Source organism: Arenibacter sp. ARW7G5Y1, assembly GCF_003201775.1.
Taxonomy (GTDB): domain Bacteria; phylum Bacteroidota; class Bacteroidia; order Flavobacteriales; family Flavobacteriaceae; genus Arenibacter.
Genome location: NZ_QJJZ01000001.1, coordinates 534208 through 547005 on the forward strand (window position 1 = coordinate 534208; position 12798 = coordinate 547005).

Consider the following 12798-nt stretch of genomic DNA (forward strand, 5'->3'; position numbering starts at 1 on the left):
GCTTTGGCGGCATTATTGTTAACAACGTACATTTGGGCTCCTTTAGTGCCATTGGCCAAATAATAGAATCCTATGGGCCGGACTCGGGATACTTGCCATTTTTCAGGGCGATTGGATAAATCAGTCCAAACCTAAGCTTTTTTAGAGCCAAATCCATGGAAAAAGATAAGAAACCATTTCAGGCTGTGAAATAAGCCCGTGAAGGCCAATGCCATTGGGTTTATAGGAACTCTTTCCCCTTTTAAAAACACTTGGTCATTGGTCACGCATCAAATATAATCCAATCTGGCCTATTTTTTCGGTAGAATTGCAAAGGTCTTGTCCAGGTGCTCCAAACGGAGGTCAAAACCATACATTTGTCCCTAAATGTAATCTTTAAAAAAATCATAAAACTTCCCTGATATTTCCCTACAGTTTTTAAAATACTATTTTTGCTAAAATTGCAATACCTAAGATGGCGGATAGCTTGGTCATTATTCCTACCTTCAATGAAATTGAAAACATTGAGCTCATTATTCATTCCGTCTTTGCTTTGGAGCAGGATTTTCATATACTGGTTGTAGATGATAATTCGCCGGACGGCACAGCTGAAGCGGTAAAAGCTCTGCAGGATCAATGTTTTAATAAACTATTTTTAGAGGTAAGACAGGATAAATTTGGCTTGGGAACAGCCTATATCCACGGTTTTAAATGGGCCATAGAAAAAAAATATGAATATATTTTTGAGATGGATGCCGATTTCTCGCATGCCCCTGCAGATCTTATAAGACTGCGACAGGCATGTATGGATGGGGCGGACGTGGCCGTAGGGTCGCGGTACAAAAAGGGAATCAATGTGGTAAATTGGCCCTTGCACAGAATATTGTTGTCCTATGGAGCCTCCTTTTACGTTAAGTTGATAACAGGTATGAAGGTAGACGATCCTACGGCCGGATTTGTTTGTTATAGGAGAAAGGTCTTGGAAACCATCAATTTGGATTCCATTAAATTTATTGGCTATGCGTTTCAAATAGAAATGAAGTTCAGGGCCCATCTTCAAAAGTATAAAATTCAGGAGGTGCCTATTATTTTTACCGATAGAATCAGGGGGAAATCCAAAATGAGCGCTTCCATTATCAATGAAGCCGTGTTTGGGGTACTGCAGATGAAGTTGCGAAGTTTGTTTCATAAAAAGAAGTTTTAAAGATGGGAAGAATACTTTTAAAAAACGCTACGGTCGTTAACGACAATAGAATATTCCCTGCCGATATACTGCTGGAGGATGAGGTTATTCTAAAAATCGAGGATCGGATTTCATCGGAGGGCGCAGTGAAGGTAATGGATTTGAAAGGCAAGTATATTATACCGGGGGCCATAGACGATCAAGTACATTTTAGGGAGCCCGGTCTCACCCATAAGGGTACCATTGCTACGGAAAGTAGGGCAGCGGTAGCCGGCGGAATAACTTCCTTTATGGAACAGCCCAACACCAATCCGCAAACTACTACCATTGAGGCTTTGGAGGATAAGTTTGAAATAGCGATAAATTCTGCCTTTGCCAATTACTCTTTTTTATTCGGAGGAACCAATGATAATTTGGAAGAGATCAAGAAATTGGACAAGAATGCCTGTTCCGGGATTAAACTCTTTTTAGGTTCCTCTACGGGGAATATGTTGGTAGACAATGAAGAGGTGATCGAAAAAATATTTAGGAATACCGAGATGGTCATTTCTGCTCATTGCGAGGATGAGTCCACAATTAAGGCCAACCTGGCCAAATATAAAGAGCAGTTTGGAGATGATATCCCTTTAAAATACCATCCTTTGATCAGAAGTGCCGAAGCCTGTTATCTTTCTTCTTCCAGGGCCATTGCCTTGGCCAAAAAAACTGGGGCAAGATTTCACGTTTTTCACCTTTCCACTGGAAAGGAAACGGAGCTTTTTAGGAATGATATCCCGCTAGAGGATAAAAAAATTACAGCTGAGGTCTGTATTCACCATCTTTGGTTTTCGGATGAGGACTACGATGCCAAGGGAACCTTAATTAAATGGAATCCAGCCGTTAAAACGGCAACGGACAGGAGACAACTTTGGGAGGCTTTATTGGACGATCGAATAGATGTTATTGCCACGGACCATGCACCGCATACCTTGGAGGAAAAGAACAATGTGTACACTTCCGCTCCCTCTGGAGGCCCTTTGGTGCAACATGCCTTGCCGGCAATGTTGGAGAGGTTTCATAGTGGACAGATAAGCTTGGAGAAAATTGTGGAGAAAATGTGCCATAATCCGGCTAAATTGTTCCAGATAAAAAAACGTGGTTTTATTCGGGAGGGATATTATGCCGATTTGGTGGTCTTGGATCTTAATGATTCCTGGAAAGTGACCAAGGAAAATATAGCCTATAAATGTGGATGGTCCCCTTTTGAAGGAAATTCGTTCAAATCCAGGATAACCCATACTTTTGTAAATGGCCATTTGGCCTATGGGAATGGTAATTTTTCGCAAGAGCGAAAAGCCATGAGGTTAACTTTTAATAGAGACTAATGCTAAAATATGTAATTGTCATTTTTCTGGGGTTGCTGCTTTCATGTAATGAAAAGGTAGTGGAGAAACCGGAAAACCTTATCCCGGAAGATAAAATGGCCGCCATTTTATACGACGTGGCATTATTAAATGCCGGAAAAATAATAAATGAAAGCACTTTAAACGAATATGATATACAGCCTATGGCCTATATCTATAACAAGTATGGGATAGACAGTGTTCAATTTGTAAAAAGTGATACGTATTATGCCTCCATTCCTACTGAGTACGAGGCCATCTATACGAAGGTAAAGGATAGATTGGAGCGGGATGAAAAGTTCTTTGAAGAGAAAAGGCAGCAGAAACAAGATTCTATAAAGGAGGCTAAAGAAAAGTTGAATCCCAATACTAAAAAAAAGCCAGTGGGTTCTAAGGATTCTCTTCCATAAATTTTTTGCAGGATAGCTCAATGGCGCTGTCCAAGGCTTCAAAGGAGTGCCCTAATTGTTTTTGGATCTTGTCCGCACTGAACAATTGGTTTTTACGCAAAGATTGAATCGAATTTTTGGTAAGTTTTCTTCCGCTGTTCCAGAAAATATTTCTAAGCCAATCCAATCTCCTAAACACCTCTAATTGCCAAAATTTGATTACCCTGCTTGGGGCTGGTTTGCCAAAGGCCTTTGTAATCATTGTTAGCATTTCTTGGTAGGTCAGATTTTGGGCCACGAGGATAAACTTTTCATTGATTATGGAAGACTGCATTAATTGGGTCATTACCTTGACCACATCATTTACAGTGACGAAACCTGTCCCTCCTGGCGGATAATATTTACGGGCCTTATAAGCGGTTTTAAATAAAATTCCAGTTCCCGTTTCCCAGAATCCAGGGCCCAAAATAACCCCCGGATTTACAATAACCGCAGGAACATTTTCCTGTGCTCCCCTCCACACTTCCAGTTCGGCATCCATCTTGGTCATGGCGTATACATTGCTTTGTTGGGTGGTCCAATCCGTTTCTTCAGTAGCCTCTTGGTTACCTACTGTTCTCCCTATGGCACCTATGGAACTGGTATAGCATAATTTTTTAACACCCTTGGTAATACAAAGATTGACAATGTTTTTGGTGCCTTCATAATTTACTGTACGCAACAGGTCATAATCATTGGGGTTGAAGGAAATTAAGGCCGCACAATGATAAACATGTGTCACATTTTCAAAAGCAATTTCCAAGGCTGGTAGGTCGTTAAGATCGGCCTTTACCCATTCAATTTTTTGAAACAGTTCCTGCGCTTGGTCGGTGTAATATCCAAATACCTTTTCAACCTCCCTTAGGTTGCTCTTTTCTCTATGGATGGCTTTTACCGTGGCACCTGTTTGCAATAAGTGCAAAAGAAGGTGCGCTCCTACCAAACCTGTTCCTCCTGTAACTAAAATCATAGCGCTAATTTACTCAATTGCCTCCAATTTATTCCGTTTATGGGAGGAGTTAAACAACCTATTATTTTATATTTGCCACAATTATTGAATTAGAAGATCTTAAGCATGACTACGAACTTTGTAGAAGAATTAACTTGGAGAGGAATGTTGCACGATGCAATGCCCGGTACGGAAGAACATTTGTTAAGTGGGATGCAATCGGCCTATGTGGGCATAGACCCAACAGCAGACTCACTACATATTGGACATTTGGTTGGCGTTATGATGCTTCGCCATTTTCAGTTGGCAGGCCATAAGCCTTATGCGTTGATCGGTGGGGCAACCGGAATGATCGGTGATCCTTCAGGAAAATCTACAGAGCGGAACCTTTTGGATGAGGCCACTTTGGCACATAACCAGGCCGGCATAAAAGCACAACTTTCCCGTTTTTTGGATTTTAATAACGGAAAGGATAACAGTGCCGTACTGGTAAACAACTATGATTGGATGAAGGGTTTTTCCTTTTTGGAATTTATACGGGATGTAGGAAAGCACATTACGGTAAATTATATGATGGCCAAGGATTCTGTAAAAAAACGTTTATCGGCCGAAGCCAAGGAAGGAATGTCCTTTACCGAATTTACCTATCAATTGGTTCAGGGGTATGATTTTTTACACCTGTACAAAGAGTATAATTGTACCCTGCAAATGGGGGGTAGTGATCAATGGGGAAATATTACCACAGGTACGGAACTTATTCGTAGAATAGGAGGCGGAAAGGGATTTGCCCTTACCTGTCCATTGATTACAAAGGCCGATGGCACCAAATTTGGGAAATCTGAAGGGGGGAATATTTGGTTGGATCCGGAAAGAACATCTCCTTATAAATTTTATCAATATTGGCTGAACACCTCGGATGGGGATGCCGAAAAATATATTAAAATTTTCACCTTTTTACCAAAGGACGAAATAGAAAATTTGGTAAAAACCCACCATGAAGCCCCGCATTTAAGGGTCCTTCAAAAGCGTTTGGCCGATGAGGTTACGGTAATGGTACATTCCCGGGAAGATTTGGACAATGCCGTAAAGGCAAGTGACATCCTCTTTGGAAAATCTACCTCGAGCGATTTAAAAAAGCTTAATGAAAAGACATTTTTGGAGGTGTTTGAAGGTGTGCCACAGGCGGAAGTTTCCAGGGAGGACTTAAACAATGGCCTGGATATGATTGCGGCCTTGGCGGCGAAAACCGGGTTTTTGGGCTCGAATGGGGAAGCCAGACGTGAATTGAAACAAAATTCCATTTCCGTGAATAAGGAAAAAGTCAAAGAGGACTATATCATTTCTTCAGAAGATCTTATCAACAATAAATTTGTTTTGCTACAGCGGGGGAAGAAGAATTATTTTGTGCTGGTGATTAGTTAAACACAGCATTTTTTCCAGTTATTCCCAATAAAATTAGGAGATTCCCGTTAGCCTAATAAATTGGAAAGAATGAAGAAGTATTTTATGTTGTTTGCCTTGGTGGGACTTTTTAGTTCTTGTGATAAATTGGACGAGCTTACAAAATTTGACATGGATTATGATCAGAGGGTGGTGATACCTTCAACAACAGGGGTGGATTTACCTTTTGAAGTCTTTACCCCTGAAAAAGAGACCAATTCATCTGCAGAATTTGAGGTGAATGATACTAGAAAGGATCTAATAGAAGAAATTGTCCTGAAGAAATTGGTGATGACGGTTGAGGCTCCTGAAGGGGAGGATTTCAGTTTTTTGGAATCGATTATTATTTATATGTCCGCAGAAGATTTGCCGGAGATTAAAATAGCTTGGAACGAAGACGTATCGGCCACTGCCGGGGAACAGTTGGAATTGGTTACCACGGCTGAGGATTTAAAGGAATATATTAAAAAGGATACTTATACCTTAAGGCTAAAAACGGTAACCGATGAGTTTTTGTCGTCGGACTATGAAATAAACATTGCCACTACCTTTTTTGTGGATGCCAAGATCTTGGGTTTATAATACCATTAAATTGCAGCCTCTAATATCGGAATGGTCAAATCTGCCCAGGATCTCGAAACTTCCATCGGAATGGACTTTTCCCAAATCCTGGGTGGCAATGAAGCTGCAGGAGTGTATGTTGGCCAGGTCTATGATATTTACACCTCCCGTTCTACCCTCTTTCTGCAAGCTTAAAGGGTCTTCGGTTTCTCTTGTCAAGACTTTCATCCATTTAGGGGAAAGGAAACGGCCATTGCCTTGGGAATAGGCTTGGGACAAAAGCTCTGTCATTCCATATTCCGAATGGATAGTCGGCACCCCAAACCCTTTTTTTAAGAGTTGGTGCAATTCCTCCCGGATCAATTCCTTTTTTCGTCCCTTCATGCCTCCGGTTTCCATGACAATGGTATTCTTTAGATTTAATTGGAATCTTTCGGCCATATCCAATAGTGCAAAGGAAACACCCAGCAGTAATATTTTGGTGTTATGGCCATCCAGGTCGACCATGGTCTTTTGTAAACGGTCAATATCATCCAAATAAAAGCCACTTTCCGGATGTCTACTTTTATTGATGAGATCGTTGGCCATATAGATTAAGGAAGATCCCTCCCTTTCCAGATAGGAGGGCAGTAAGGCCAATACACAATAGTCCTCTATTTCCCCATAAAACTGTCTGAAGGCGGATAGATAACTATTCTCATACAGCTCAACACTTTTTACATAATGCTTGCTTACTTCGCTTCCTGTAGTGCCACTGCTCGTAAAGGTTATCCGGGGCTCAAATGAACCGCAAATTACTTTTTTGGATTTAAAGAATTCTATCGGTAGAAAGGGAATATCTTCAATAGTTTTAACGGAGGACACACTTTTTCCTAGATGTCGACAAAACTCCCCGTACACCAAGTTTTCGTGAAATTGGACCTGAAATGTCTTCAATGCCAGGGCATTGAACTCTTCTTCCGTTGAAATTGTAAAAATATTTTCGAGAGGCATATTGTAAATCAACTACTACAAAAGTAATGATAACAACATAGTGGAAACCCTATTTTATGGTTTTATTGGTGAAACTCAATTTTGGGAAGTCGGTAAAACGCACTTAAAACTGCAAGTTGAACTAATCCCGCCTTTTTCGGCAGACAGGCCTGCCCTGAGGATTAATACCTTTTATTGGTATAGATTTAATTCTCCCTTCCCGTATTCCTACTATTGGACGTTTAAATAGTTATATTAGGGAAGGGTGTAGAAAGAAGAATGTACCTTCTGAAAGGCTTATTTTACGACCAATTTCCTGGTCATCTTAACCCTGTCTTCGGTAATTTGTAAGACATAAACTCCCGGTGCCAATTTGGATATATTTAAAAGCGTATTGCTTATCCGGTCTTCCAAGACAATGGTTCCAAAAACATCATAGATTACAACGTCCTTTATTCCATTATGTTTAGTGGTAATATAAACTACCTCCTGATAGGCCGGATTAGGGTATAATTTAAACGTATTGGCCGGGGCATTTCTGTCTGCAGGTTCTTCAACGAATTCCTGTGCAGAAACGGCCATAGAAAATACCACGAACAGTAGGGTGTAAAATATTTTCATAGGTTAGCATTGATTTGGGATCAATACAGTAAATGTAGGTAAACACGGCAATAAGTGGTAATAAATGTTGCAAAAGGGTGTTTTTTGTATGTGTAACCCTTTTTTAATAGTTGTATTGGGATAATAAGACCTGAAAATGAGGTGATTAAGGAAGTATTGAGCTGTTATTAATTTGGGAAAGGCTATTTTATAATCAACTTTCTCGTAGCTATTTTGTTTTTTTCGTTGACCCTGAGCATATAGACACCAGCATCCAAATCGTTGACATTCAATTCCGAACCAATAATAGTGGTTTCCAGTACCTTGGATCCAAAAATATCGAAAATTAAAATCTGTTTAGGAGCGTTCAGGGAAGTGCTAATATACACCCTGCCATTGGTAACAGGATTGGGATATATCTTAAACCCAGGAATATCCCCACCCCCAGCATTGCCTTTGGGTTCCTGTCCAAAGGAAATAGAGATAAAAAGTAAGGCTATAACTAAGTAGAGTTGCTTCATAGAAACTTTAACAACAAATAATATACCGTAAATGTAAGAATTTTAGGTGCAGCACATTGTCGGGAGCTAAATTTATACTCAAAAATTCGATGAAATGCAAAAAGAGGCCGAATTATATGTTAAAAAACATGGAACTCGACCTCTTTTTTTTCAAAATGGAAATAAACTTTTTAGAATTTTATATTGTATCCTATGGAGAATGACCTTCCAGGGCTTCTTTTGGAGAAAGTCTGATTTTGCGCCTTGTAGGATTCATACTCGCTTTCCACGTCATCGCCCAAGATATTGCTTATTTTAAAACTTAGGCTCTGATTTTGGTTTTCGCCAAAGCTTTTGGAGAAGTTAAAGTTTAAATTGTGAAAGGGCATGGTATACACATCCGGTACAAACCCGTTACCAACCACCTGTAATGTTTTTCCCTGAACATTGTAGTTCATTCCCATTTGAACACCGTTTTCGGCACCTTCGTAATTTAAACCGGAATTGATAAGGAAAGGGGATTGTCCCTGTAGTTCCCGGTCATTGCCCAAGGTTTCCCCATCCCTTAGTCCCAGTGTTCTTAAAGTACGCTCGCTTTCGCTATAAACTTGGGTAGATTTAATGATGGAGGTATTTACGTTTAGACTAAAATTTTGAAGTGCTGCTGCAAGGAACCCTAAATTTTTCCTTAGTTCAAATTCCAATCCAATTACGTCCGCATCACCCAAGTTTTGTGGGGTAAAGTTATCGGATGAAGATTCAAAGTACGTAAGTTCAATGGGGTCGGTGAATTTTTTGTAAAAACTGCTCAATGCGATCATCTCTGCACTTTCACCAAACCATTCAACCCTAAAATCGAAATTGTTGATGTAAGTAGGATCCAAATCAATATTACCTATGAAGGTGTTGTTGGATAATGGGTCAAAGATCTTGGCAATGGAAGCTTCCTTAAAAGAAGGTCTTGCGGTAGTGCGGGAATAAGACCCCCTTAAATTGACATCTTCTGTAAGTTCATAGATTAAATTGGCTGTGGGAAAAAGATCAAACTTATCTATGATGGTTTCATTATCATAGATAATCTTTTCAGGGTCATTGATGTCCTTGTTGTCCTCTCCGGTATATTTGGATTCGAACTTCTCCACCCTAACACCAAGGATAGTTCTTAATTTTTGTCCCAGTTTAAACTCGTTGGATACATAACCTGCTATATTTTGTTGGGCAGCCTCGTAGGTGTTGGCCGGTTCGGCCACCGAGATGTCCGGGTCAATATAGGAACCGGAATTGTTGTTGACGGTCCAAAGGTTTTCTTCCAAAAGGATGTTGTCTGCAATACCATTGAACTTGGTAGTGGATCCATTGTTCTCGATCTCAAAGTTCAATATGCCAAAATTCCTATTCTTGTAGGAACCATAGGCACCAAATTTTAATTTGGCGTCTTTTTCCAGAAAATCATATTTTTTGGTAAGATCCAATTTGGCAACTGCATTTATTTCTTCCAAATCCCTCCAGATTCTTTTTGGCTGGTTGTTCTGTGGAATGGAATAAACTCCGTCCTCTACCCTAAATGATGTTGTTCTGATATCTTTGTCCTGAATTTTGGATAGCGTAGGGGAAAGTGCCCATTCCGTAGTCCATGAAGCATCTTCGCTGGAGTGTATTCCGCTCAGCAATGCGTTGGTGATGGAACGTTGTGTATATTCCAAGTTATCTTTTGAGAAATTCACAAAGTCTGAAAAATTAAGGGTCTGACTAAAATAACCGGCCGTAGACTCCCCGTTCTGTAAGTGGAGTATGTTTAGTTTGTATTTGGATTTCCCGGTTTTAAAGGAAGTCCCTAACAAACCGCTGACCAAAACATTATTTCTGCCTAAATCCCCTGTTTGCGTCCTATCGGTTTCCAGTTCAAATACGGAGGTGTCCGCATTTCTCCTATAGAAATTGTTTTCCGCCCCTTCATAGAAGGTAGTGGTATTTTTATAGGATAGGGAAGCCAAAAAGCCCAATCTATTCTCACCTTCGCCAACATTGTATTGATTGCCCGTAGTAAACCCAAAACTATAGTCCATGGCACTATTTGCTTTCATTGCCGAGAGCACAGGATTAAACTTTTTGGTAATTGCCGTTAATAATGGATTGTACTCAAAAGTGTTGGGAATATCCTGATTCCGGTTAATGGGAACAGCGCGGTTACCATTGTCGAATCCTAGGAAATCTGTAGAACTGCCCTTGTAGTCCAAATAGTTTTCGTTAAAGTGCATATCGGGATTGTAACTTCCGCTAAGGGAAATACTGTGTTCCTTTTTTGTGGGGTAGTCCTTGGTTACGATATTCACGATGCCACCAGTAAAATCTGCAGGTAAATCTGCGGAAGCCGATTTAAGTACCAATATATTGTCTATGATGTTGGTAGGAAAAATGTCCAACTGAATAGTATTTCTATCTGGGTCCAGACCGGGAATGTCCACTCCGTTCAGAATAGATTTGGTATACCTATCCCCAAGCCCCCTTACATAAACATATTTGCCGCCTTGAACAGATACGCCAGGCACAGATTTTATGGCGCTGGCAACATCGCTGGAGCCCGATTTTTTAAAGGCTTCGGCCGATAGTCCGTCCAAAAGGTTAACGGCTTTTTTCTGTATACCCAAAACAGCAGTTTCCGTATTTTTTTTAACGCTTACGGATACCACCACTTCATCAAGGCCTTCGGCCAGGGTTTCCATGGTAACATTTACGTTGGTTACTTCGTTCGCTTTAATGAGAACATCGGTAATTTCTACAGTTTTATAACCAAGGAATGAAAAAGTAAGGGTGTGGCTTCCCTCCTCAAGGGTAAGTTTGTAATTGCCATCAAAATCTGAGGTGGTACCTATGGTGGTACCTTTAACTAAAATGTTGGCAAAGGGTACAGGGTCTTGAAAATCTGCATCGATCAATGATCCCGTTACCTCGCCCGTTTGTGAAAAAATGAGTTGAAAAATAAAAAAAGTAAAAGTTGAAAGTCTAAGTGAATATCTCATAAGTAATTGATAGTTAAATCGTAATAAACCAAATGCCCGCCATTATGTTTGGGCGAGCAATTGATTGTTGTTTTAAAGGGGTGTATAGTTTCTGTTAGAAACCCAAACCAGCTTTAGCACTTGCATAGGTCCAGGAAAATACCGTCAGGTCCGCACCTACCGTCTGGGCACCATCGGTAACTTGTGTGGTCCAGTCTGCAGCTCTTTCCGTAAAAGTTGGATCAAGGATTATTTTAGATTCCACTTCGTTTCCGTCGTCATCTTTTTTAACTTTTTCAGCGAAAATACTGTTGTTGAAACCTACAATTTGCCAGGCTTCGAATTTTAATTCGCCGTCCAAGAAGTTTTGGGCCACATCATTGGCGTCCAATTCCACATCTTTTCCATCTTGGAATCCAAGGGCGTAGATATTCTTGGTGGTTCCCATAGCATTACTTCTGTAATCCGCATACTCACCATCGGCGGCCGTTGAACTGCCAAAAATAGTGGCGTTTTGCAGGGTGAAGGAACCGTTGATGGAACCTTCCGGACCGTCAATTTCAAAAGCATGGTCTGAAGCCTCACCTGATATTACCACCGCATTGTCTATAGTTCCGGAATAAGCTTGGTCAATATCCAAAGCATCATCGCCCTGGGCCCAAACCAATAGATTCTTTGTGTTTACAGTTCCTCCAAAAAATTCGATACCATCATCAACATTGGCAACAACTTCAATATTTTCGATCTTGGTGCCACGACCCACTGAACCTAAGGTAAGGCCGTTGATTTCGTTTCCTTCCCCGATCAAAGCACCACCATGGCGAATGGAGATATATTCCAATTCTCCTGAACTGTCATCATCGTCCAAGGCATCCCCAGGACCGTAAAGTCCAAAAGTGTCATCGGCAGGTATACCTTCAATCTGTACCTCTGTTACATCGCCTTTGAAAGAACCGGTAGCTCTTCCCAAAACAATTAGTCCGCCCCATAGTCCTCTTTGATTGGAGTCCAAATTGGTTCCAGCTGCCTGTCCAACACCTATATTGTCTGCCTCGGCTGTAAATATAATTGGCTTATCGGCCGTACCGTTGGCCATAATGGTAGATCCTCTTTGGACAATCAGAGCAGATGCCAAAGATCCTGAACCCGGCTTGCCTTTAATGATAGTGCCTGGCTCAATGGTCAAGGTTTTCCCTATTCCAATAACAACTTTGCCTGCCAATAGATATATATTGTCTGCAGACCAAGTAGTGTCGGTGCTTATTTCTCCAGAAACTGTAATAATTTCGGCACATGAACCACCTATGTCCACGCCTGTCTCATCTCCGTTCTGGATGCCATCCTCACAAGTAGCCGTTGCTTCTGTACATGGCTGACAATTAGGTCCGCCGCAATCAACACCAGTTTCTCCCTGGTTTTGAATTCCGTCATTACAGGTAGCTACTGTTTCAGCTATTGGCGGTTCATCATCATTACTACAGGACGTAAATGCTAAGGCACCTATGGCCAATGCGGATAATAATAGTTTTTTCATTTCAATTGAATTTTTCGGTTTCATTTTTGAGTTCACTTGTTTTATTTAAACATGGCAAATAAATGACCCAACTGTAAAAGTCGCGTTACCCTCAGATTAATAGTTTGTTGGCTTAATGTTATCTAAATGTTACTATATTAAATCCGTGTTAAGTGGTTTGGTGTAATAGTATTATCTTTACTTTTGGCGCGGATAACCAATAAATATTAAGGCTAAACGGGCATGGTTAAATTGGTTCCTGTTAAGGGTTGTGATAGACCACAGTAACCTC

At 40.7% G+C, this 12798-nt stretch carries 11 protein-coding genes; 5 read left to right on the top strand and 6 right to left on the bottom strand.

Going from position 1 to position 12798, the window contains the following annotated elements; all coding sequences use genetic code 11:
• Window positions 1-454 precede the first annotated feature (454 nt).
• The 3 genes from C7972_RS02245 to C7972_RS02255 are packed head-to-tail and all read left to right on the top strand — an operon-like array spanning window position 455 to window position 2954.
• A complete protein-coding gene (locus C7972_RS02245; RefSeq protein WP_110354565.1) occupies window positions 455-1183 on the top strand; it encodes a polyprenol monophosphomannose synthase in 729 nt (242 codons plus the stop codon).
• Between the two features lie 2 nt (window positions 1184-1185).
• Window positions 1186-2526: a dihydroorotase gene (locus tag C7972_RS02250; protein ID WP_110354566.1), complete on the top strand. Its 1341-nt coding sequence runs from the start codon at window positions 1186-1188 to the stop codon at window positions 2524-2526.
• On the top strand, window positions 2526-2954 hold the full coding sequence (locus C7972_RS02255) for a DUF4296 domain-containing protein (protein ID WP_110354567.1): 429 nt from the start codon (window positions 2526-2528) through the stop codon (window positions 2952-2954). Before C7972_RS02250 ends, C7972_RS02255 begins: the two co-directional genes overlap by 1 nt.
• Here the strand turns inward: C7972_RS02255 and C7972_RS02260 are convergent.
• The gene (locus C7972_RS02260; protein WP_110354568.1) at window positions 2935-3942 is read right to left on the bottom strand and encodes an NAD-dependent epimerase/dehydratase family protein; all 1008 of its coding nucleotides are present in this window, start codon (window positions 3940-3942) and stop codon (window positions 2935-2937) included. The genes C7972_RS02255 and C7972_RS02260 overlap by 20 nt on opposite strands.
• A 105-nt stretch (window positions 3943-4047) precedes the next feature.
• Here C7972_RS02260 and tyrS point away from each other — a divergent pair, with 105 nt between their 5' ends.
• Both tyrS and C7972_RS02270 read left to right on the top strand, forming a co-directional pair.
• Entirely contained in the window at window positions 4048-5343 is a 1296-nt protein-coding gene (tyrS, locus tag C7972_RS02265) for a tyrosine--tRNA ligase (RefSeq protein ID WP_110354569.1), read from the top strand.
• A gap of 69 nt (window positions 5344-5412) precedes the next feature.
• Complete coding sequence (locus C7972_RS02270) at window positions 5413-5943, top strand: hypothetical protein (protein WP_110354570.1); 531 nt, start codon at window positions 5413-5415, stop codon at window positions 5941-5943.
• Here C7972_RS02270 and C7972_RS02275 read toward each other — a convergent pair.
• The 5 genes from C7972_RS02275 to C7972_RS02295 all read right to left on the bottom strand — a co-directional run bounded on the left by C7972_RS02275 (window position 5938) and on the right by C7972_RS02295 (window position 12527).
• Window positions 5938-6915: an acyl transferase gene (locus tag C7972_RS02275; RefSeq protein WP_110354571.1), complete on the bottom strand. Its 978-nt coding sequence runs from the start codon at window positions 6913-6915 to the stop codon at window positions 5938-5940. The genes C7972_RS02270 and C7972_RS02275 overlap by 6 nt on opposite strands.
• A gap of 276 nt (window positions 6916-7191) precedes the next feature.
• On the bottom strand, window positions 7192-7515 hold the full coding sequence (locus C7972_RS02280) for a T9SS type A sorting domain-containing protein (RefSeq protein WP_110354572.1): 324 nt from the start codon (window positions 7513-7515) through the stop codon (window positions 7192-7194).
• 182 nt (window positions 7516-7697) lie between these two features.
• Entirely contained in the window at window positions 7698-8015 is a 318-nt protein-coding gene (locus C7972_RS02285; RefSeq protein ID WP_110354573.1) for a T9SS type A sorting domain-containing protein, read from the bottom strand.
• Window positions 8016-8185: 170 nt separating this feature from the next.
• Window positions 8186-11014 (bottom strand): TonB-dependent receptor, encoded by a 2829-nt coding sequence (locus C7972_RS02290; RefSeq protein ID WP_110354574.1) that lies wholly within the window; start codon window positions 11012-11014, stop codon window positions 8186-8188.
• Window positions 11015-11108: 94 nt separating this feature from the next.
• Window positions 11109-12527 carry a hypothetical protein gene (locus tag C7972_RS02295; protein ID WP_110354800.1) on the bottom strand — a complete coding sequence of 473 codons (1419 nt, stop codon included), beginning with the start codon at window positions 12525-12527 and terminating at the stop codon, window positions 11109-11111.
• Window positions 12528-12798: the final 271 nt, after the last annotated feature.